We start from the raw sequence: 20740 nt of genomic DNA, 5'->3' as shown, positions 1-20740 counted from the left end.
AAAAACACTAGGTTGGTATACGCCTAGTGAAGTTATGGCTGGTTTTTATACTGTTGCACTTGCCGCTTGAATCCGCCTATCAATATTTTAAATAAAATCAGTTTAAACCTAATTTTTCTGCGACGTAATCTGAGTCTTTATCACCACGACCAGATAAGTTGACCACAATTTTGGTATCTTTTGGCAGTTTCCCTGCTTCACGAATGGCCCAAGCCACCGCATGCGAACTTTCTAGTGCAGGCACAATGCCTTCTACGCGTGACAAAGTCATAAATGCATCCAGACATTCCTGATCGGTTGCCGTAGTATATTCCACACGCCCTAAATCTTTGAGCAAGCTATGCTGTGGCCCCACACCTGGGTAATCCAGACCAGAAGCAATTGAATGCACTGGCAAAGGTTCACCCTGCTCATCTTCTAGCACATAACAGGCCATACCATGTAACTGGCTCGGTTTACCTAAAGTTAATGTTGCTGAGTGCTTGTCAGTATCCAGACCATGACCTGCCGGCTCAACTCCAACCAGTTTCACATCTGGTTCATTTAAAAATGCAGTGAATGCGCCTACTGCATTAGAACCGCCACCCACACAGGCAACAACATAATCAGGATTTGCACCAAAACGTTCATTGGCCTGAACTTTAATTTCATCGCCAATAATCGACTGAAAATCACGTACCATCATCGGGAATGGGTGTGGTCCAACCACCGAACCGATAGCATAGATGTAATTTTTCGGATCTTTTAAATATTCTTCAAAAGCACTATCGACTGCATCTTTAAGCGTAGCTGTACCGCGAGTCACAGAAATCAGTTTAGCACCCAGAATTTTCATCTTGACGACGTTTGGATGCTCTTTTTCAATATCCACTTGACCCATATGAATTTCACATGGGATACCCACCAAGGCACATGCAGTTGCCAAAGCAACACCATGCTGGCCGGCACCAGTTTCTGCGATGACTTTGGTCTTGCCCATATATTTGGCCAGTAAAGCTTCACCCAGACAGTGATTGATCTTATGTGCGCCGGTATGATTCAGATCTTCACGTTTTAAATAAATCTGCGCCCCGCCAAGCTGTTCAGAAAGGCGTTTGGCATGAAATAGTGGACTTGGACGACCGACGTAATGAGCAAACAGGTCTTTCAGTTCATTCTGAAATTCTTCAGTCTGACGAATTTCCTGATAGGCCACATTAATATCATCCATGGCCTGTTTCAGATCGGGTGGAATAAACTGACCGCCATATCGACCAAAAAAACCCTCTTCATTGGGTAAGGCAATACCATTAATTTGATGAGTCATAATCATGCCCGAGATTTTAAATAAAAGATAATGAGTGACTTTATACTAGAATAATTTGTTTTAAATCACTAATAACTCTAACTAAAGTCACTTATAGATAAATGGAATTAACGCGCCAGATATTTAGTCATGTCTTCAATGCCTTTCAGCGTCATTGGAAACATATGATTTTCAAATATTTGCTGGATCAGACCAATAGTATGGGTGTAATGCCAGTATTTTTCTTCTTCCGGATTCAGCCAGGCAGTTTTATCAAAATGCTGACACAGACGCTGTAACCAGACCTGTCCAGCTTCATCATTCATATATTCAACAGAACCACCGACAGAATTCAGCTCATACGGTGCCATACTGGCATCACCGACCACAATCACGCGGTAATCGCGACCATAGGTATTGAACAAATCCCAGGTATTCATGCGTGAACTGGAACGACGGACATTATCTTTCCAGACATAGTCGTACAGACAGTTATGGAAATAAAAATATTCCAGGGTTTTGAATTCGGTTTTCGCAGCACTGAACAGCTTTTCACACTGGGCAATATGCGCATCCATCGAACCACCGACATCGAACAGCATTAAAACTTTAATACGGTTACGACGCTCGGGCACCAGTTGTACATTCAGAATGCCCTGCTTGGCCGTTTCACGAATCGTACCATCAATATCCAGCTCTTCGGCTGCACCCTGACGGGCAAACTTACGCAAACGGCGCAATGCCATCTGCATCTGGCGGCTACCCAAAATCTGTTCATCATCCAGATTGCGGTATTGACGCTGCTCCCAGACTTTCACCGCAGAACGCTTACGCCCCGGCCCACCAATACGCACACCCTCAGGATGATCGCCATAGGCACCAAAGGGTGAAGTGCCACCGGTACCAATCATCTTGTTGCCGCCCTGATGTTTTTTATGCTGTTCGCGCAGACGCTCTTCCAGCATTTTCATCAGTTCTTCTAGCGATCCGGCTTTTTTCAGATCTTCGCGCTGCTCCGGGGTCAGATGCTTCTCGAGTAATTCGAGATCGAACCAGTCTTTGGGCAGCTTATGCACCTGATTTAGCAGTTCATCCAGATCAAAGGTCGCGATACCATCAAAATAATCTTTCATGGCGCGATCGAACTTGTCGAAATAGCGCTCGTCCTTGACCATTACGGTTTTGGCCAGCTGATAGAACTCGTTCTGATCGGCAAACACCAGACCTGCAGCAACCGCCTGATTCAGGTCAATCAATTCGCGAGTCGATACCGGTACACCATATTTGCGTAAGGTATAAAACAGTCGCACAAACATGCGTGTTTCTCCCTTAACGACGTGACATAAATGCTAGACGTTCAAGCAACTGCACATCTTGCTCATTTTTAATCAAGGCGCCGTATAGCGGTGGAATTGCTTTGGATTTATCAGTATTGCGCAGAATATCTTCCGGCATGTCGTCAGCCATGAGCAGGCTGAGCCAGTCGATCAGTTCAGAAGTTGAAGGTGGTTTTTTCAAACCCGGAATCTGGCGTAGTTTGAAGAATACCTGTAAGGCTTCATTCACCAATGTTGCAGAGATATTCTCAAAATGCACATCGATGATTTCACGCATGGTGGCTTCATCCGGGAATTCGATGTAATGAAAGAAGCAACGACGCAGGAAAGCATCTGGCAATTCTTTTTCATTATTTGAGGTAATGATCACGATTGGGCGCTGAGTTGCCGTGATGGTTTCGCCTGTCTCGTACACATAGAACGACATTTTATCGAGTTCATGCAGTAAGTCATTTGGAAACTCGATGTCTGCCTTGTCAATTTCATCAATCAGCAGGACACAGCGCTCTTCACTGGTAAATGCTTCCCACAATTTTCCCGGCTTGATGTAGTTCTTGATGTCATAGACACGGTCATCACCCAACTGACTGTCACGCAAGCGGGATACGGCATCGTACTCATACAGACCTTGCTGTGCTTTGGTAGTGGACTTGATGTGCCAGGTAATCAGTTTTAAACCGAGACTTTCTGCGACTTGCTCGGCCAGCAAAGTCTTACCTGTACCCGGCTCACCTTTGACCAGCAATGGTTTCTGCAAACTGCGTGCAGCTTTCACCGCAAGCTTTAAACTGTCAGTCGCGATGTACTGATCGGTACCTGAAAATTGTTGAATATCAGCAGACATGATTGAACCTTATTTTTTACTTACAGCGGTGAACTTTTCTCGTGAACACGAATATTGCTTTTGTTCGACACATAAGTCGACCAGCAATAGCCAATCACAGAACCGATCCCAATGACAAATAAAATAAGTGACGCATTAATCCAAACTAAAGGCTGCTCTTTGGTTAGCATCCCAAATAACAGACCAAAGATCGCGGGTGCAATGGACGCATTCGCCCCCTCGGATACCGTCGGTGTCAGCAGAATGGCAAAGGCCACAATCCACAAAAAACCGCCCATGGGTTTAGGCAGGCGCTTGGTCACGCCATACCAGCACCATAAAGCAATCAGGCTGCCGAGCAGATAAACTGCAACGGCAATGCTCTGTTCAGGAATTGAGTCTAATACAGCCACATAACCATTCATTTCACAACTCCTGAATCAACATTAAGCACCACGCAAGCCTTCTGGTGCTACAGCGTTTGGATCAATCAAGCCTTCTGGCGGCATTTGCAGGAAGAAACCGCGGGTTTCAATAGAATCCATGACATGCAAGACATTGGCACGTGCCAGTTTACGTGATTCGCTTAATTCAAGATGCATGACAAAAGTCGCACGTCCAAATGCTGCCTGTACTGCTTCAGTCAATACGCTTAAAGGTTCGAATGTTTCAGCTTCGCTTTCATTCGCAGGACGCGCCACATACAGATACATTTCACTTTTTTTGCTGGATTTGTAGATAGACACTTGCATATTTCAAACGACTTTTCTGGAAAAACAACCGCAAGGATACATCAAAAAAAAGACAGAAACATTAGCCACGTCTCATGCATCAGTCGTGATTTTGTATAATTGCTTTTTCTTTAACCAATCCTGCAACCAATCACTCGCTGACTTTCATCTGGGTAGACAGATAAGATTCATCCTGATGCAATACCTGAATCAGGGGCCGAGTTAATAACTCATAGCGCCAGCCAAGTAGATAATCCGGCAGATCCTGCTCGTCCTTATGAAAGACTACATGCTGATACAAGGCATTCAGCCATTTCTTACGCATCAGGACTTCTTTAGGAATTGAGGTTTCATTGACGACATTCTGAATAATTGAATCAATTTTTTCGCCGATATCTTTGGAAGAATGGCGAATTGGACGTGCCAGACGTAAAGGCCAGTTTGCCGGCTCCGGCAGGAATTTCAGTAAATCTAAAATGGTTTTGCCATGCTCACGAACCACATTCGAACGAATGTCTTTCACATGACTCAGCTGGAAATTATTGCGCGGGAATTTTTCTACCAGATCAATCATGCTGGCATTTTTTAAAATAAAACTGCGTGGCTGATTTAGTGCTTTGGCAATCTGATCACGCCAAACCATTAATTGCTGCAATTGCATCAGCTGACGGCGTGAATGCCGGTAATTGCCGACATCCTGATACAACAAGGCAGTTGGGGTATCTTCGCCAATTTCCTGAGTCAGAAAACGGCAATCTTGCAAGGCAAAATCCAGCAGATCTTTCGACTCCAGATCCCGTTTGATTTTCTCTGACAGTTGCACCAGATAATGCACATCATTGGCAGCATAGAGCAACTGTTCGGAACTGAGTGGACGCGCCAGCCAGTCAGAACGGGTCTGGTCTTTTTCGATATCGACTTCCAGCATCTGCTTCAGCGCATTTTGATAGCTGACTTGCAGACCATGCCCCAAAAATGACATGCCGACCTGGGTATCAAACACATTACTCAGCGATTTCTTCTGGGTATAGTGATAGATCAGGTCGATATCTTCACTACAGGCATGAAAAATATTCTGCTGTGCGTTAAAAATTTTATTGAGGAACTCAGTCAGATCCAGCGTGGTTCCATCCAACAAATAGACCTTGCTGTCTACGTTAATCTGAAAAACACCCAGCTTAGGCCATAAGGTATCCACCTTGATAAACTCGGTATCCAGCCCATAAACTGAATTCTGATCCATCAGGTTCAGCACATGAGTTAAGTCGTTTTGATGTTGAATAAATTGAAACATAGAACTGAGTCTAAGATTAGATTCTCGATAGATCCATATTAACTGATCTATAGAATTTTTGTATAAAAAATAACGTCAATTCTGCCCTATTTCCTAAAAAATGGCGGTCATTTATCAAGGTTTATAATCCAATTAATATCTTTTTTATATTAAAACTAACAAGATATTTAAGCTGAACTTACTTCATGCGCATCCGGTTATGCACGGCCTGACTCAAGGTATGACTATCGACATATTCCAGCTCACCACCTTGCGGTACGCCTTGGGCAATTCGGGTCATGTGGATCGGTAAATGCTTGCTGGCCTCAACCAGATAATGTGCCGTTGCTTGTCCTTCTACCGTGGCATTGGTTGCCAGAATCACTTCTTTCACCTGACCATTGGCCAAACGATGTAACAAGTACGGAATACCGATTTCTTCCGGTCCAATACCATCGAGTGGCGATAAATGTCCACCCAATACATGATATTTACCTCTAAAGCTGCCACTTTGCTCAATCGCCATGACATCTGCAGGTGATTCCACCACACAGAGCAGTTCATCATCACGATCCAGCGAAGTACAGATATTGCAGACTTCATCTTCGGTCAGAGAATGACAGACTGAACATTCATGAATGTGATTGGTTGCTTCAGTCAGCGCATGTGCCAAACCAATTGCACCTTCACGATTTTTCATGATCATATGCAAGGCCATACGTTGAGCCGATTTCGGCCCAACGCTTGGCAAAATGCGTAATGCTTGAACAAGTTGATCAAAACGATCACTAAACATTGCGCATTCTTCCTTAGAACATACCTGCAAGACCAGGCGGTAAACCCATACCCGAATTCGCTGCTTTCATTCTTTCGTCAGATACCACTTCTGCCTGACGTGCTGCATCATTCATTGCCGCTGCAATCAGGTCTTCGATCATGTCTGGATCATCCTGAAGTAACTCAGGATTGATTTCGATACGCTTCACTACGTTACGGCAAGTCATAGTTACTTTCACCAGACCGCCACCCGCCTCGGCATGCACTTCAGTTTGCGCAAGCTCTTCTTTGGCTTTTTTTACGTTGTTTTCAACTTCTTTCTGCATGCGCTGAGCTTGCTGCATCAACATGTTAATGTTCATAAATATCTCCGAACATAAATTTATAAAATTAAATTAGGTCTAAACCGCGACGAATATCCTGGATAATATCACCAATCTCTTCCAAACCAACAGATACGCGAATCAAACCTTCGCGAATACCGGCAGCTTCTTTGGCTTCAGGCGACAATTTACCGTGTGTCGTGGTTGCAGGATGGGTAATGGTCGATTTCACATCGCCCAGATTACCGGTAATCGAGATAAACTGGGTATTGTCGATGACAGTCCATGCTTCCTCACGACCACCTTTGACTTCAAAAGACACAATACCGCCAAAACCGCTCTGCTGTTTTGCTGCCAGTTCATGACCGATATGCTCAGGCAGGCCCGCATAATATACTTTTTCTACTTTTGGATGCTGATTCAAAAATTCAGCCAGCTGCTGTGCACTTGCTGAATGTTCACGCATACGCAAACGTAGTGTTTCCAAGCCTTTTAGGAAAACCCAGGCATTAAATGGGCTCATTGATGGGCCGGTAGTACGCACGTAGCCGAAGATTTCTTCAAGCAGCTTGTGATTACCTACGACAGCACCACCTAGCGCACGGCCTTGGCCATCCAGATATTTAGTCGCAGAATACACCACCAGGTCTGCACCAAATTTGAGTGGTTGTTGTAACACAGGTGTACAGAAGCTGTTATCAATCGCCAGTAAAGCATCATTGGCATGCGCAATATCGGCGAGTCCCTGTATATCAGCTACTTCTGCTAAAGGATTCGATGGAGATTCAACAAAGAGAATTTTGGTTTCAGGCTTAATGGCATTTTTCCATGCATCAAGATCAGTCAAATCGACGAAATCAACACTGACGCTAAATTTTGCGACATATTTTTCAAACATGGAAACCGTAGAGCCGAAGACAGCACGTGAACAGATCACATGATCACCGGCTTTTAAGAATGCCATCATCACTGCCATAATGGCTGCCATACCCGAACTGGTGGCGACGGCGCGCTCTGCACCTTCAAGTGCAGCCAGACGCTTTTCAAACATGGCAACGGTCGGATTGGTAAAGCGAGAATAGATATTGCCCGGTTCCTGGCCTGAGAATTTGGCTGCGGCTTCTGCAGCATTTTCATACACAAAGGACGATGTTAGAAAAATTGGTTCGCCATGCTCACCTTCAAAAGTGCGGGTATGACCGGTACGAATGGCTAAAGTTTCTAATTGGTAAGAAATATCGTCTTGCTGGCTCATCGCTTTACCTCAGCCCTCAGGCTGCCTTTTGTAAAAATTTGCCAACATTTTGAGCGCCTAAGCTATTTCAGGTCAAGGCATAATAAGCGATTATTGCTTAGACTTCGATCAATCCTCCCGCGGATACGGATATTTTATTTACATGATTCAGTTAAAACAAAACTTTCAGCGCCAGCAAAAAAAATTGAAACACCTCAGTACCCGGGTGTTTAATGCCTCCTCACTGATCCTGTCGCAAAAAACCCCTTTTGAATATATTGCCGGCACCGAGTTTTGCAAGATTCGCTATTACGCTTCACCTGAGAAAAAATATAAGGAGCCTCTGGTTTTCATCGCACCCTTGGCGATTAATATGGATATCTATGATCTGTATCCTTATCGTTCTCTGGTCAAGCATTTTCAGCATAGCGGTTTTGATGTCTATCTGGTGGAATGGAAACGCTTTAACTTTAAGCACCGCCACCTGAACTTTTTATCTTTTATCGATACAGCCATTCCTCAATCCATTGAAACCATCTGCAAGCATTCAGGCAGTCAGTTCATTTCCCTGCACGGCTGGAGTATGGCTGGGGTGTTTGTCACGCTCTATACGGCCCTGCATTCACCTGAACATGTCAAAAATCTGATCGTGGTGGGCAGCCCTATCGACAGTTATGCGTCAGGACGTGTCGGCAAACTTTTTTCTACAACCAATAAACTGATTTCTAAAAATAAAAATCTGCAACAGGCCATTCATCAAGGACTGATCCCGAAGCAATATATTCATACGCCGGGTATTATAAATGCCTTGGGCTTTAAATTACTCGATCCGATTGGCTGGCTTAAAAGCCAGAAGCAGTTTTTGCTGAATCTGGACCATGTCGAAGATGTCTATGAACATGCCACTATGGGGAATTTCCTGAATAAGATGATTGATTATCCAGGCGGGATTAATCAGGACATGGTGCTGCACTTGTGGCTGCAAAATCCTTTAAAACAGGGTTCTATCACTTTAGATGGTCGTGTCGTTGATCTTAAAAATATTAGCTGTTCTCTCTTGGTGGGTGCAGGTCAAACCGATCAAATTGTCACAGAACAGTCAGCTAAGCCTTTGATGGAATTGACAAGTAGCCAAGATAAGACGTTTACTCTTATACCGGGTGGCCATCTTGGACTAATGTCGAACCAGAAAACGGCAAATACATTCTGGCCCAAAATGACGACCTGGCTGGTGCAGCGCTCTACACGGCTTGATGCTTAAAGCAGATTTCTCGCACCAGAAAAATATTAAAAATTATCAATAGATTTAAACATATTCAGAGGGTATAGCATGATTCAGTCAGTGGCATTTATCGGCTTAGGTGCAATGGGTTTTCGTATGGCTGCACATTTGCCCAAGCATTTTGATACGGTCTATGTCTGGAACCGCAGCTTTAACAAGGCTGAAGAGCATGCTGCCGAATATGGCACCCAAGCCGTCACACTGGAACAGGCCGTACAGGCAGATGTGATTTTTTCTTGCCTGCCCACCAGCGCTGATGTAGAACAACTTCTGGAAAATTTACCGCTTAAATCCGGTTCAGTCTGGGTCGACTGCACCAGTGGTGTACCAGATTCTGCCCAAAAACTGGCAGCACAACTGGCTGAACATGGGGTAATCTTTCTGGATGCACCGGTCAGTGGCCAAACCGTTGGTGCTGAAAATGGCACTTTAACCGTGATGGTGGGTGGTAATGCAGAGGGCTATGAAAAAGCCCTTCCTGCAATGCAGGCATTTGGCAAGCTGATCAAGCATGTCGGTGAATCTGGCGCAGGTTTTGCAGTGAAGGCCGTAAATAATATGTTAATGGCTGTAAACCTGTGTGCCGTTGCTGAGGGCTTTACTACCTTGAAAGCGCATGGGGTAAACCTGCATGAAGCACTGGATTGTATTAATGCTTCAAGTGGTAAAAGCATGGTGACTGAAACCGTATTGCCACAGCGTATTTTAAACCGCAGTTTTCCTGTAACCTTTGCCCTGCCACTCTTGGCCAAAGATACAGGTATCGCAATCGACCTTGCGCGTGAAGCCAAACTTTCTGCACCTGTGTTATCTTTAACCCAGAATCTGATTCAGGCAGCCAGCGACCTGTCGGATAAAAACAGTGATTTTTCCAGTGCTGTGAAAATGTATGAATCATGGAGTAATATTACCATCGAGTAATATCTCGCCATTGAATAATGATAACGAAACCTCATATTGTGACTAGTAGGCAGGCACATATAGTGGATAACCCAGAGGAAACTCTCATGAAGAAATTTTCTGTTGCAGCATTGATTGGCTTTGCAACTTTGTTCGGGGCTTCAACATCGGTTCTTGCATCTGAACAAGAGTGCAAAAAATTAAAAAATGATCATGACGTGATTTATGCGTCTAAAGGTTTCTGTTTCAAAGATCCTGAAGCAAAAGCCAAGTTTGGTAATGACAATTGCTATACAACCAAGCCAAAATTCTCGGAAAAAGAGCAACAACGTCTTGACGCGATCAAAGATCGTCAGAAAGAATTGAACTGTAAATAATTCAGTTTAATGACGCTCAAGGAATATACTTATGACTTATGATGATCAGAATATTTTTGCACGAATTCTACGCGGTGAACTTCCTGCGATAAAAGTGTATGAAGATGACCAGGTTCTTGCATTTATGGACATCATGCCTCAGGCAGAAGGTCATACTCTCGTGGTTCCGAAAACTCCGGCGATCACTTTACTGGATCTACCCCCTGAAGCTGCAGCCTATACGATTCAGATCGTACAGAAAGTTGCAAAAGCCATTGAAAAAGGTTTAGGTGTGGACGGTATCGTGCTGATGCAATTATCAGGGGCCGCAGCGGGTCAGACCGTACCACACGTACATTTCCATCTGGTTCCTACCTCTTTGCACAATCTGGGCAAACATGCTGCCCAGATGGGTGATCAGGAAAAAATTAAAGCGCTGGCTGAAAAAATCAAAGCTGCACTTTAAGTTTAACTGAATAAAAAAATGGAGCTTCGGCTCCATTTTTTTATTCTACTTAAAGCATAAAACTTTAGAAATAAATGCGAATCATTAAGATAATAGCAACCAAATTATCTTTAAATACAAAAAATTGAATGTGTAATATTACAAAACTTACAAAATACAACATTTAACAGATTTGAAATATTTCCTTAATCTTACTGTCTTATTTGTAATCGATACTTGGCACCAATAGAGCGGTACATGTTTCAACACATGACTGAAACTTGTTTTAAGACGATGAATAAAAAGTCTTTATTGGAGCAACACATGAAAAAAACGTTATCTGCATTAGCAATTGGGGCAACAATTTTAACACCAGTCATGGCAGCTGCTGCTGACGTTAAAATTTATGGTCGTGCACACGTTTCTTTAGATTATCTGGATGATGGTAAAGACTATAATGAAGTTGCTTTATCATCAAACGCGTCACGCCTTGGCTTTAAAGCTGAACAACAATTAGAAAATGGCATGACGGCTTTTGCTCAAATCGAACAGGAAATTAACTTTGCAAGTGGTTCTGCAAACGATGATGTTGAATTTGCAACTCGCGATACTTTTGTTGGTTTAAAAGGTGATTTCGGTCAAGCGCGTATCGGCCGTTTTGACAGCCCATTCAAAGTAGCACGTGGCCCGGTCAACTTCTTTGGTGATATGGTCGGTGATGTTCGTAACGTCACACGTGCTGGCAACTTGCGTTTTGATGAACGTAATAACAATACCATTGAATATAAATCACCTAAGTTTGGTGGCGGCTTTAATGTTTTAGCAGCACTTTCTTTACACGAAGGTAATAGCCCTGATAGCGTGTCAACGTCTTCACCAAAAACTACTGTAATTGAAACTGTGAATGGTCCAGTAACAGTAGTCGTACCGGGAACCACAACTACTACCAATAAAGATAATCGCGATGATAAAGCATACGACCTCGCCTTAACCTATAAAGAAGGTAAAGTTGATTTTGCTGCTGCCTATGAACATTATGAAGAAGATGCAGGTCGTGGCGAACGCGATGGTTTCCGTATTGCTGGTGCCTACAAAATCACTCCTGAATTCAATCTGGGCGGTTTATACCAATTCCTTCAACATGATAATTCTGAAGCAAACCCAGATGCACAAGTATTTGGTGTAGCAGCTGACTATAAATTTGCACCAAAAACATATCTACGTGGTCAAGTGTTCCAACGTGATGTAGATGCAGATGATGCGAATGCAACATTATTGGCACTTGGTGTTGAACACCGTTTAGACAAAACAGTACGTGTATATGCAAACCTGGCAACTGTACTAAATGATGAGAATTCAAATGTTACACCATGGGCACAAGCGCGTACAAACAACGTAGGCGGTACACGCGGTGAAGATGCAACCGGTCTTTCTCTAGGCATGCGTTACGACTTCTAAGACCAGTCTCCCTCACAAAATTTAAAAAGAACATGCCTCCAGCATGTTCTTTTTTTGGCGTGTTTTTATCAGTATAAATATGATGAGAAAGATTGTGATACTGATATTCAACTCTTATAAAACCAACCAATTTAGTTTGATTAATTTTATTCTTCATTTTAAAACCAAGCATTTTAATCAGATTAAAAAATAGAAAAAATATTAAGCCAACCAAAATAATCTACATTAAAATATATAAATATAAGCATTTTAGTCGGATTTAAAAACCAATAAAATTACATAAAATAATAAAAAATATTTAGAATAAATTTTAACTCATATAAATATATATTTATTATTTTCAAATACTTATAAATATATATTTATTTAAACTGTATCGTCTATTTATTTTTTAGTTACAATAGATTAATAATATATAACAAGTCATATAACAGGCTTAGTCGAATGAGCTTAGTTCCCAAAAATCTAAACCAGAGAGTGGTTAGAGAAATAACTGCCATTTTAATTATCAAGGTTATTTTACTCATGATAATTAAAAATATCTGGTTTGATGCGCCTACGATTCCTAAAAATTTTGACAACCAAGTCGCCGAGCGTATCGCCGGCAATCCTTCCCAAATCCAGGAGACACGTTGATGATTTCTGAAAGCGTGGTCGATCTCTCGCGGTTCCAGTTCGCCATGACCGCGATGTATCACTTTATTTTTGTTCCACTGACTTTAGGCTTGGCTTTTTTGCTTGCCATTATGGAAACCACCTATGTGATTTCCGGCAAAGAAATCTATAAAGACATGACCAAGTTCTGGGGAAAACTGTTTGGTATTAACTTTGCCTTAGGGGTAACCACCGGCCTGACCATGGAGTTCCAGTTCGGAACCAACTGGGCGTATTACTCGCATTATGTCGGTGATATTTTCGGTGCACCGCTGGCGATTGAAGGTTTGATGGCCTTCTTCCTTGAATCGACCTTTATTGGCTTGTTCTTCTTTGGTTGGGATCGCCTGTCCAAAGTACAACATCTGGCAGTGACCTGGCTGGTGGCTTTAGGCTCGAACATGTCCGCACTCTGGATTCTGGTCGCCAATGGCTGGATGCAAAACCCGGTCGGTTCGGCATTTAACTATGAAACCATGCGTATGGAAATGGTGGACTTTGCTGCATTGATCTTTAACCCGGTCGCTCAGGTTAAATTTGTGCATACAGTATCTGCCGGTTATGTCACAGGTGCCATCTTCGTCCTGGCTATTTCAAGTTACTACATGCTGAAAAAACGTGACTTGCCTTTTGCACGCCGTTCTTTTGCCATTGCAGCCATCTTCGGGCTTGCTTCTACACTTTCAGTGATTTTACTAGGTGATGAATCAGGGTATGAGCTGGGCGATGTACAGAAAACCAAACTGGCAGCGATTGAAGCAGAATGGGATACTCACCCTGCACCTGCGCCATTTACTTTGTTCGGTATCCCGAATAAGGAAACCATGACTACAGATTATGCAGTGAAAATTCCTTATGTAATGGGTCTGATTGCTACACGTTCTACGACTGAACAAGTTACAGGTATTAAGGACCTGCTGGTTCAGCATGAAGCGCGTATCCGTAATGGTATGGTGGCCTATTCGCAACTGGAAAAATTACGTGCTGGTGATCAGTCTCCAGAACTGAAAACCGCTTTTGAAGAAAGCCAAAAAGACCTCGGTTACGGTCTGCTGCTGAAGAAATACACGCCAAATGTCGTTGATGCCTCTGAAGAGCAAATCAAAGCAGCCGCTAAAGATACCATTCCACACGTACCAAGCCTGTTCTGGGCCTTCCGTGCCATGGTGGCTTCCGGCTTCCTGATGCTGCTTCTATTTGCACTGGCAACTTTTGCGGTAGCAAAACGTAATGCAGAAAATAAACCATGGTTATTGAAATTTGCATTATTTGCACTGCCTTTACCTTGGGTTGCTGCGCAAACTGGCTGGTATGTAGCAGAAGTAGGTCGTCAACCATGGACTATTGGTGAGGTATTACCGACGCATCTTTCAGCATCAAGCTTAAGCACAGGTGATGTCTGGGGTTCAATCCTCGCATTGGCAGCATTCTATACCGTGTTACTGATTATCGAGATGTATCTGATGATCAAGTTCTCACGTCTTGGCCCAAGCTCACTGCATACCGGTAAATACCATTTTGAAAAGCTTGCAGCTGCAGAGAAGGCAAATGAGGAGACTCACGCATGATCGAATATGAATTATTAAAAATCATTTGGTGGGTGCTGGTCGGCGTATTGCTGATTGGCTTTGCCCTCACCGATGGCTTCGATATGGGCTCCATGGCGATCATGCCATTTGTGGGCAAAAATGATAGCGAGCGCCGTGCAGCGATCAATACCATTGCCCCGCATTGGGACGGTAACCAAGTCTGGTTTATTACTGCCGGCGGTGCTTTGTTCGCTGCCTGGCCAATGGTCTATGCAACCGCCTTCTCTGGCATGTACTGGGCACTGTTGCTGGTACTGTTTGCCCTGTTCCTGCGTCCGGTCGGTTTTGACTATCGCTCAAAACTGGAAAATACCAAATGGCGCAATTCATGGGACTGGGGTCTAGCGATTGGTGGTGCAGTTCCTGCATTGGTCTTCGGTGTGGCATTCGGCAACATGTTCTTGGGTGTACCATTTACTTTAGATGAAACTGTACGTTCTACTTATACTGGTAGCTTCTTTGCCCTGCTGAATCCGTTTGCGATTGTCTGTGGTCTGGTCAGTTTATCGATGCTGTGTGCACATGGTGGTGCATGGTTAATGCTGCGTACTGATGGTGACCTACGCCAACGTTCTGCCAAAGCAACACAAATCATGGGACTAGTGTATTTAGCAACTTTCCTGGCAGCCGGTGCATGGTTGTATTTTGGTGGCATTCAGGGCTATACCTTAGTTACACCTTTTGATACCAATGGTGTTGCCAACCCGCTGGCCAAAGAAGTATTGACCAATGCCAATCCAGGCTGGATGAATAACTACTCGACGTATCCAATCACAATGGCTGCTCCAATTGCCGGCATTTTGGGTGGCTTGATCATTGTCTTGGCAGCTAGTAAAAACAAAGCAGGCTTGAGCTTCCTGGGTTCATCTCTGGCTGTCATCGGTGCCATCCTGACTGCTGGTTTTGCCCTGTTTCCTTTCCTGATGCCTTCAAGCATTAACCCGGTTGCAAGTCTGACCATGTGGGATGCGGTATCTAGTAAAAATACCTTAACAGTCATGACCGTTGCTGCATGTATCTTTGTTCCACTGATCCTGATCTATACCACCTGGTGTTATTACAAGATGTGGGGCGTGATTACCAACAAACACATTGAAGATAATTCACATAGCCTGTACTAAGGCTATGTCTTAAGGAGAGACAACTATGTGGTATTTTGCCTGGATTCTGGGTGTACTGATGGCATGTTTTGCCAGTGTGATTGCTGCCATTTACATGGAACAACACCAAGATCTGGATGAGGAATAAAACATGACCGAAGCTGCGCTTGAGAAAACCGTTGTAGACAAGAAACCAAACAAATTTGCGATGATGATTTCCTGCCTATTGGCTTTTCCTCTCGCAGCCGTGTTATTGGTTCATCCTTCTGCAATGCTGGATGCCAACGGTGAATATAGCCATAGTGCCATGATGTATATCATGATTGGTATTTCTGGAGGCTTTGTCCATGGTGTGGGCTTTGTGCCGCGCCACTGGTTCTGGAAATGGCTATTTAGTCCATTTTTAACTTGGCCTTTAATGATCTGGGGCTATTACACCTGGTTTCTCAGTTAAAGTATTAAATTAAAAAAGCCCTCATTTGAGGGCTTTTTTAATTTAATATGAATTCTAAAATATTCTTCTTTTTCTTCTGGCCAAAACAGGATTTCTAAGACAACTTATTTTAAGTGTATAAAAAGCCGGAACCAGTCTGACTTTTAGAATAATTTATCGATGGGTATGAATCGACATCACAATGCCCATCCCGGCCAGCATAGAAATTACTGCTGTTCCACCATAACTCATTAGCGGCAATGGATCTCCCGTTACAGGTAAAATCCCGCTCACCATGCCGGAGTTTAAAAATACAAAGAAGAAGAAAGTCAGCCCCATGGCTCCAGCATATAAACGGCCAAAGTTATGAAAGCTGTTTAAACCAATCATCAAACAGCGAATAATAATGGCAGTGAATAAACTAAACAGTAGGAAAACACCGATAAAACCGAATTCTTCGGCATAAGTCGACATAATAAAGTCAGTATGATGTTCAGGAAGATAACCTAAATGTGATTGCGTACCTTCAGTATAGCCTTTACCCGTGGAACCACCTGAACCAATCGCAATTTTGGACTGGATAATATTCCAGCCTGCACCCAAGGCATCCGACTCCGGATCAAATAGCGTAGTAATACGCTTTTTTTGATACTCTTGTAATACAAACACCCATGCAGCCGGAGCTGCCACGGCTACTGCAGCGGCTGCACCACCAATCAGACGCCACGACATCCCACTTAAAAATAGAACAAAAATACCGGGAATCACCAAGCCAATGTTCAAGTCAGGCTGAAGTGCCACCAAAACAAATGGTATGCCCAATAAAATCAAAGCCCCGACAATATGCAAAAATTTGGGAGGAAACGGCTTACGTGCAAAATACCATGCCATCATCAAAGGCATGGCAAATTTCATCACCTCACTCGGTTGCATGCTTCCCACCCCCGGCAAGGTAATCCAGCGCGTTGCACCTAAACGTTTTTCACCAATGACAAAGACCAGAAGCAGCATGAAGATCCCGAAGGCATACAGGTATGGACTAATCGCCTGATAGACTTTCGGTGGAATTTGTGCACAGATAAACAGCAGCACAAAACCAATTCCGAAACTGATCGCCTGACGCACCACCATGCCAGAGTCTTCGGAGGTCGCGCTATACACCACCATTAAACCCAAAATTGCATTGAGAACCAGAAAGCACAATAACCATGGATCAAGGTGCAACTTGGTCCATCGAGATGAATCTTGCGGGTTAATACTACGTCCATCACGCAAAGAGTGACGTAAAAACCGATACTGCTGTGAAGGTATCATTGGCCAAAAGGTGAAAAAGAATGATGGCAAAATTATAAGTGAAAGCTATAGCGAATAGATCGCTATAGCCAGATTTATTCTGCTTTTATTTAAATATTATTTGAATATATTTTTAAGCCTGAGCCTTTAAAATCAGCTTGGCTAGTTCCAGATCGTCCGGATAGGTAATTTTAATATTATCGGAACGCCCTTGCACTACTTGTACTGACTCACCAATATGCTCCAGTGCACTGGCTTCATCGGTAATCGTAGCCCCATCCTGCAAAGTCTGCTCAATCGCCCGCTTTAAGACTCCCAGTTTCGCCATTTGTGGTGTTTGTGCCTGCCAGAGCATCGATCGGTCCACTGTTTCCTCAATATCAAAATTGGTTACTACACGCTTAAGTGTATCTCGCACCGGGATCGCCAGAATCGCAGCCTGATCCTGTGAAATCGCAGTATTGACCAACTGTTGCAGACAATCATGACTGACACAGGGACGTGCCGCATCATGGACCAACACCCAGTCATCTTCAGAAGCGATTTGAGATAAATAGTTTAGTGCATTTAACACGGAATTCACCCGTTCTTCACCGCCCAGACAAAAATGGGCTTTCTCCAGGCTGGAAAATGGCAGTGTTTTCGCGACGTTGTCCTGTTCACCAATCGCTAGGACATAACCCGTCAAAGGCAGTTGATTCAGACGAGCCACCGTATGTTCAAGAACAGTTCGCTCTTGAATCATCTGATATTGTTTCAGTTCTGTTTTGGAGAAACGGCTACCGGAACCTGCAGCTGGAAGAATGGCCCAAAGTTTAGGGTGTGGTTGGTGCTTCAGCTGACTCATTGGTTCGCAGGTCTACTTTAGAATTAGGATTAAGATAGATCGGTTTATATTGAGTACTGATCGTGCTCATTTGAATAAAAGTTTCGCGTGGCTTAATCAGACCAAGATCTAAACGCGCATGTTCTTCGATGGCTTCAATACCATTCTTCAAATCATAAACTTCTGCTGCCAGAACGCGATTACGCTCTTTTAGCTCATCATTCAATTCCATCTGTTGCTGGATTTTCTGGGTCAGTTGCTGATGATCATGATAACCACCTTCACCAAACCAGTATAAATATTGAAACCCTGCGATCAAAATGATCGCAAGGCCCAACAGTACTTTACTCGCAGTCGAGTCGAATACATTTAACATTGACATAAGTCGCTTAGTTCAAACCTTTGAACTCAGCTTTACCGCGATATGCAGCATTAGTCAATTCTTCAATACGAAGTAATTGATTATATTTCGCTACACGGTCAGAACGGCAAAGTGAACCCGTCTTGATTTGACCCGCTGCTGTACCTACTGCAAGATCAGCAATCGTTGAATCTTCAGTTTCGCCTGAACGGTGTGAAATTACCGTAGAGTAACCATTTTCTTTCGCAAGATAGATGGCATCTAAAGTTTCAGTCAAGGTACCGATCTGGTTGTATTTGATCAGAATCGAGTTACCCACTTTTTCGTTGATACCACGTTGCAGGATTTTAGGATTCGTTACGAATAAGTCATCGCCAACCAACTGGATCTTGTCGCCAAGAATAGAAGTCAGGTAAGACCAGCCTTCCCAGTCAGATTCGTCCAGACCATCTTCAATCGAGATAATTGGGTACTGGCTTACAAGACCTGCTAAATAGTCAGAGAACTGATTGCTTGTGAACGCTTTGTTGCCTTCGCCCGCAAGAATGTACTGACCATTTTTGTAGAATTCTGAAGATGCACAATCCAGCGCAAGCATGATGTCAGAACCTGCTTTGTAGCCAGTTTGACCAATTGCTTCAAGAATAACCGTAATTGCTTCTTCGTTTGAACGTAAGTTCGGTGCAAAACCGCCTTCATCACCTACCGCAGTGTTTAAACCTTTTTTGTTTAAAACTGATTTAAGTGAATGGAAGATTTCAGCACCGGCACGTAGCGCTTCAGAGAATGAAGTGAAGCCTACTGGCTCAATCATAAACTCTTGAATATCGACGTTGTTGTCTGCATGTGAACCACCATTGATGATGTTCATCATTGGTACAGGCATGGTTAAAATCGTTTGACCGCGAAGATCTGCGATGTATTGAAAAAGAGGAGTTTTCTTTTCTTCAGCAGCAGCGCGCGCAGCAGCCAAAGACACTGCCAAAGTTGCGTTTGCACCTAATTTTTCTTTGTTTTCAGTACCGTCCAACGCGATCATCGTGTTATCGATGTCTTTTTGTTCGAATACTGATTTACCGACCAAAGCGTCACGGATTAACGTATTGACGTTATTTACCGCAGTTTTAACGCCTTTACCTAAGTAACGCGCTTTATCGCCATCACGAAGTTCTAAAGCTTCACGAGAACCAGTTGAAGCACCAGATGGTGCACATGCACGGCCAACTACGCCAGATGCTAAGATTACGTCTGCTTCGATGGTAGGGTTACCACGAGAGTCCAAAATTTCACGTGCACGAATGTCAACGATTTGGCTCATGAACTATTCCTCAGTTGATTAATATGAGCTGCCTATACGGCAGCGCAAGAGTGATAAACTCAGTGTGTATCTAACTTTTCGAAACCTTTAACCAAGGTATCCAATTCTTTTAGCTGTGCCAGGAAAGGCTCAAGTTGAGACATGCGCAGCGCACATGGACCATCACACTTGGCTTTTTCCGGATCTGGATGTGCTTCCAGGAACAAGCCAGCAAGACCCGTTGCCATACCCGCACGCGCAAGCGTTGTAATTTGCGCACGACGACCACCGGCAGAATCTGCGCGGCCGCCTGGGGTTTGTAAGGCATGGGTTACATCAAAGAACACCGGGACATTCATCTCTTTCATGATGTCGAAGCCCAGCATGTCTACAACCAGATTGTTATAGCCAAATGCCGAACCACGTTCACAAATAATCAGCTTGTCATTTCCAGCTTCCAGACACTTATGCAGAATATGACGCATTTCATGTGGAGCAAGGAACTGGGCTTTTTTGATGTTGATGATGGCATCGGTTTTTGCCATGGCTTCAACCAGATCCGTCTGACGGCTCAAGAAGGCTGGCAATTGAATAATGTCTGCCACTTCCGCCACAGGAGCCGCTTGGTACGGCTCATGTACATCAGTGATGATTGGCACATTAAAATGTTTTTTAATGTCAGCTAACCACTCGAGACCTTTTTCCAGGCCTGGGCCACGGAAAGAGTTCAGGCTTGAACGGTTGGCTTTATCAAAGCTGGCTTTGAACACATATGGAATACCCAAACGTGTACAGATATCAACATAAGTCTCTGCGATTTCAAAAGCCAGGTCTTTAGATTCAAGTACATTCATTCCGCCGAATAATACAAATGGCAAATGATTTGCCATTTGTATATCGCCCAAACGTACAATTTCTTGTGGTTTTAATTGCGACATTTAAACTTCCCTAGTTGTGTCCTAC

Annotated in this window: 24 protein-coding genes; 10 read left to right on the top strand and 14 right to left on the bottom strand. The window is 43.6% G+C overall.

All coding sequences use genetic code 11. The features are described 5' to 3' along the window. Positions 1-97 precede the first annotated feature (97 nt). From trpB to PV763_RS13365, 9 genes are all read right to left on the bottom strand, one after another. The gene (gene trpB, locus PV763_RS13405; RefSeq protein WP_420938022.1) at positions 98-1306 is read right to left on the bottom strand and encodes a tryptophan synthase subunit beta; all 1209 of its coding nucleotides are present in this window, start codon (positions 1304-1306) and stop codon (positions 98-100) included. A gap of 107 nt (positions 1307-1413) precedes the next feature. Then, positions 1414-2601: a vWA domain-containing protein gene (locus tag PV763_RS13400; RefSeq protein WP_420938021.1), complete on the bottom strand. Its 1188-nt coding sequence runs from the start codon at positions 2599-2601 to the stop codon at positions 1414-1416. 13 nt (positions 2602-2614) lie between these two features. After that, complete coding sequence (locus tag PV763_RS13395; RefSeq protein ID WP_044108942.1) at positions 2615-3466, bottom strand: AAA family ATPase; 852 nt, start codon at positions 3464-3466, stop codon at positions 2615-2617. A 20-nt stretch (positions 3467-3486) separates the two neighbouring features. After that, positions 3487-3870, bottom strand: coding sequence for a hypothetical protein (locus PV763_RS13390; protein WP_420938020.1), 384 nt, complete (start codon positions 3868-3870; stop codon positions 3487-3489). Positions 3871-3891: 21 nt separating this feature from the next. Continuing rightward, positions 3892-4197 (bottom strand): YcgL domain-containing protein, encoded by a 306-nt coding sequence (locus PV763_RS13385; RefSeq protein WP_004278695.1) that lies wholly within the window; start codon positions 4195-4197, stop codon positions 3892-3894. Between the two features lie 130 nt (positions 4198-4327). Beyond that, positions 4328-5470, bottom strand: coding sequence for a ribonuclease D (locus PV763_RS13380; RefSeq protein ID WP_420938019.1), 1143 nt, complete (start codon positions 5468-5470; stop codon positions 4328-4330). Between the two features lie 178 nt (positions 5471-5648). Then, a complete protein-coding gene (gene recR, locus PV763_RS13375) occupies positions 5649-6245 on the bottom strand; it encodes a recombination mediator RecR (protein ID WP_005266236.1) in 597 nt (198 codons plus the stop codon). Positions 6246-6258: 13 nt separating this feature from the next. Next, positions 6259-6588, bottom strand: coding sequence for a YbaB/EbfC family nucleoid-associated protein (locus PV763_RS13370; RefSeq protein WP_004278699.1), 330 nt, complete (start codon positions 6586-6588; stop codon positions 6259-6261). Between the two features lie 28 nt (positions 6589-6616). Then, complete coding sequence (locus PV763_RS13365) at positions 6617-7804, bottom strand: O-succinylhomoserine sulfhydrylase (protein WP_420938018.1); 1188 nt, start codon at positions 7802-7804, stop codon at positions 6617-6619. Positions 7805-7946: 142 nt separating this feature from the next. On the opposite strand from PV763_RS13365, the gene PV763_RS13360 reads away from it, so the two are divergent. The 10 genes from PV763_RS13360 (at position 7947) to PV763_RS13315 (ending at position 16021) form a co-directional block, all read left to right on the top strand. Then, positions 7947-9044, top strand: coding sequence for an alpha/beta fold hydrolase (locus PV763_RS13360; protein WP_420938017.1), 1098 nt, complete (start codon positions 7947-7949; stop codon positions 9042-9044). A gap of 69 nt (positions 9045-9113) precedes the next feature. After that, the gene (locus PV763_RS13355) at positions 9114-9986 is read left to right on the top strand and encodes an NAD(P)-dependent oxidoreductase (protein ID WP_005266232.1); all 873 of its coding nucleotides are present in this window, start codon (positions 9114-9116) and stop codon (positions 9984-9986) included. 86 nt (positions 9987-10072) lie between these two features. Further along, the gene (locus PV763_RS13350; protein ID WP_004278704.1) at positions 10073-10342 is read left to right on the top strand and encodes a YARHG domain-containing protein; all 270 of its coding nucleotides are present in this window, start codon (positions 10073-10075) and stop codon (positions 10340-10342) included. Positions 10343-10373: 31 nt separating this feature from the next. Next, positions 10374-10787: an HIT family protein gene (locus PV763_RS13345; RefSeq protein ID WP_004278705.1), complete on the top strand. Its 414-nt coding sequence runs from the start codon at positions 10374-10376 to the stop codon at positions 10785-10787. Positions 10788-11090: 303 nt separating this feature from the next. Beyond that, a complete protein-coding gene (locus PV763_RS13340) occupies positions 11091-12224 on the top strand; it encodes a porin (RefSeq protein ID WP_420938016.1) in 1134 nt (377 codons plus the stop codon). 444 nt (positions 12225-12668) lie between these two features. Beyond that, complete coding sequence (cydP, locus tag PV763_RS13335) at positions 12669-12860, top strand: cytochrome oxidase putative small subunit CydP (RefSeq protein ID WP_004645265.1); 192 nt, start codon at positions 12669-12671, stop codon at positions 12858-12860. Beyond that, positions 12860-14446, top strand: coding sequence for a cytochrome ubiquinol oxidase subunit I (locus PV763_RS13330; RefSeq protein ID WP_005097088.1), 1587 nt, complete (start codon positions 12860-12862; stop codon positions 14444-14446). Before cydP ends, PV763_RS13330 begins: the two co-directional genes overlap by 1 nt. Next, complete coding sequence (gene cydB, locus PV763_RS13325) at positions 14443-15588, top strand: cytochrome d ubiquinol oxidase subunit II (protein ID WP_071320015.1); 1146 nt, start codon at positions 14443-14445, stop codon at positions 15586-15588. The genes PV763_RS13330 and cydB overlap by 4 nt, the downstream gene beginning before the upstream one ends. Positions 15589-15613: 25 nt before the next feature. After that, positions 15614-15715, top strand: coding sequence for a cytochrome bd-I oxidase subunit CydX (gene cydX, locus PV763_RS13320; RefSeq protein WP_004278713.1), 102 nt, complete (start codon positions 15614-15616; stop codon positions 15713-15715). Between the two features lie 3 nt (positions 15716-15718). After that, positions 15719-16021: a cyd operon YbgE family protein gene (locus PV763_RS13315; protein WP_071852073.1), complete on the top strand. Its 303-nt coding sequence runs from the start codon at positions 15719-15721 to the stop codon at positions 16019-16021. Between the two features lie 153 nt (positions 16022-16174). Here the strand turns inward: PV763_RS13315 and rodA are convergent, their stop codons facing one another. The 5 genes from rodA to kdsA all read right to left on the bottom strand — a co-directional run bounded on the left by rodA (position 16175) and on the right by kdsA (position 20715). Further along, positions 16175-17314, bottom strand: coding sequence for a rod shape-determining protein RodA (gene rodA, locus PV763_RS13310; RefSeq protein ID WP_420938015.1), 1140 nt, complete (start codon positions 17312-17314; stop codon positions 16175-16177). Between the two features lie 112 nt (positions 17315-17426). Further along, on the bottom strand, positions 17427-18140 hold the full coding sequence (ispD, locus tag PV763_RS13305) for a 2-C-methyl-D-erythritol 4-phosphate cytidylyltransferase (RefSeq protein WP_420938014.1): 714 nt from the start codon (positions 18138-18140) through the stop codon (positions 17427-17429). Continuing rightward, complete coding sequence (locus tag PV763_RS13300) at positions 18109-18501, bottom strand: septum formation initiator family protein (protein WP_004645271.1); 393 nt, start codon at positions 18499-18501, stop codon at positions 18109-18111. The genes ispD and PV763_RS13300 overlap by 32 nt, the downstream gene beginning before the upstream one ends. A 7-nt stretch (positions 18502-18508) precedes the next feature. Continuing rightward, complete coding sequence (gene eno, locus PV763_RS13295) at positions 18509-19798, bottom strand: phosphopyruvate hydratase (RefSeq protein ID WP_005252066.1); 1290 nt, start codon at positions 19796-19798, stop codon at positions 18509-18511. Positions 19799-19857: 59 nt separating this feature from the next. Beyond that, positions 19858-20715 carry a 3-deoxy-8-phosphooctulonate synthase gene (gene kdsA / locus PV763_RS13290; RefSeq protein WP_004278721.1) on the bottom strand — a complete coding sequence of 286 codons (858 nt, stop codon included), beginning with the start codon at positions 20713-20715 and terminating at the stop codon, positions 19858-19860. Positions 20716-20740: the final 25 nt, after the last annotated feature.

Origin of the sequence: Acinetobacter sp. AS5 (assembly GCF_048957595.1) — a bacterium.
In the GTDB taxonomy this organism is placed as follows: domain Bacteria; phylum Pseudomonadota; class Gammaproteobacteria; order Pseudomonadales; family Moraxellaceae; genus Acinetobacter.
Note: the sequence above shows the minus strand (reverse complement) of the source record. Positions and strands in the feature narration are given on the sequence as shown.

What these genes read in the sequence shown, in the direction of transcription:
- PV763_RS13315 (WP_071852073.1), top strand. Translation starts at nt 15,719, where the DNA reads ATGACCGAAGCTGCGCTTGAGAAAACCGTTGTAGACAAGAAACCAAAC.
- PV763_RS13360 (WP_420938017.1), top strand. Translation starts at nt 7,947, where the DNA reads ATGATTCAGTTAAAACAAAACTTTCAGCGCCAGCAAAAAAAATTGAAA.
- PV763_RS13355 (WP_005266232.1), top strand. Translation starts at nt 9,114, where the DNA reads ATGATTCAGTCAGTGGCATTTATCGGCTTAGGTGCAATGGGTTTTCGT.
- PV763_RS13400 (WP_420938021.1), bottom strand. Translation starts at nt 2,601, where the DNA reads ATGTTTGTGCGACTGTTTTATACCTTACGCAAATATGGTGTACCGGTA.
- trpB (WP_420938022.1), bottom strand. Translation starts at nt 1,306, where the DNA reads ATGACTCATCAAATTAATGGTATTGCCTTACCCAATGAAGAGGGTTTT.
- PV763_RS13345 (WP_004278705.1), top strand. Translation starts at nt 10,374, where the DNA reads ATGACTTATGATGATCAGAATATTTTTGCACGAATTCTACGCGGTGAA.
- PV763_RS13385 (WP_004278695.1), bottom strand. Translation starts at nt 4,197, where the DNA reads ATGCAAGTGTCTATCTACAAATCCAGCAAAAAAAGTGAAATGTATCTG.
- recR (WP_005266236.1), bottom strand. Translation starts at nt 6,245, where the DNA reads ATGTTTAGTGATCGTTTTGATCAACTTGTTCAAGCATTACGCATTTTG.
- PV763_RS13365 (WP_420938018.1), bottom strand. Translation starts at nt 7,804, where the DNA reads ATGAGCCAGCAAGACGATATTTCTTACCAATTAGAAACTTTAGCCATT.
- cydB (WP_071320015.1), top strand. Translation starts at nt 14,443, where the DNA reads ATGATCGAATATGAATTATTAAAAATCATTTGGTGGGTGCTGGTCGGC.
- rodA (WP_420938015.1), bottom strand. Translation starts at nt 17,314, where the DNA reads ATGATACCTTCACAGCAGTATCGGTTTTTACGTCACTCTTTGCGTGAT.
- kdsA (WP_004278721.1), bottom strand. Translation starts at nt 20,715, where the DNA reads ATGTCGCAATTAAAACCACAAGAAATTGTACGTTTGGGCGATATACAA.
- PV763_RS13390 (WP_420938020.1), bottom strand. Translation starts at nt 3,870, where the DNA reads ATGAATGGTTATGTGGCTGTATTAGACTCAATTCCTGAACAGAGCATT.
- cydP (WP_004645265.1), top strand. Translation starts at nt 12,669, where the DNA reads ATGAGCTTAGTTCCCAAAAATCTAAACCAGAGAGTGGTTAGAGAAATA.
- PV763_RS13350 (WP_004278704.1), top strand. Translation starts at nt 10,073, where the DNA reads ATGAAGAAATTTTCTGTTGCAGCATTGATTGGCTTTGCAACTTTGTTC.
- PV763_RS13395 (WP_044108942.1), bottom strand. Translation starts at nt 3,466, where the DNA reads ATGTCTGCTGATATTCAACAATTTTCAGGTACCGATCAGTACATCGCG.
- PV763_RS13340 (WP_420938016.1), top strand. Translation starts at nt 11,091, where the DNA reads ATGAAAAAAACGTTATCTGCATTAGCAATTGGGGCAACAATTTTAACA.
- PV763_RS13370 (WP_004278699.1), bottom strand. Translation starts at nt 6,588, where the DNA reads ATGAACATTAACATGTTGATGCAGCAAGCTCAGCGCATGCAGAAAGAA.
- ispD (WP_420938014.1), bottom strand. Translation starts at nt 18,140, where the DNA reads ATGAGTCAGCTGAAGCACCAACCACACCCTAAACTTTGGGCCATTCTT.
- PV763_RS13380 (WP_420938019.1), bottom strand. Translation starts at nt 5,470, where the DNA reads ATGTTTCAATTTATTCAACATCAAAACGACTTAACTCATGTGCTGAAC.
- eno (WP_005252066.1), bottom strand. Translation starts at nt 19,798, where the DNA reads ATGAGCCAAATCGTTGACATTCGTGCACGTGAAATTTTGGACTCTCGT.
- cydX (WP_004278713.1), top strand. Translation starts at nt 15,614, where the DNA reads ATGTGGTATTTTGCCTGGATTCTGGGTGTACTGATGGCATGTTTTGCC.
- PV763_RS13300 (WP_004645271.1), bottom strand. Translation starts at nt 18,501, where the DNA reads ATGTCAATGTTAAATGTATTCGACTCGACTGCGAGTAAAGTACTGTTG.
- PV763_RS13330 (WP_005097088.1), top strand. Translation starts at nt 12,860, where the DNA reads ATGATTTCTGAAAGCGTGGTCGATCTCTCGCGGTTCCAGTTCGCCATG.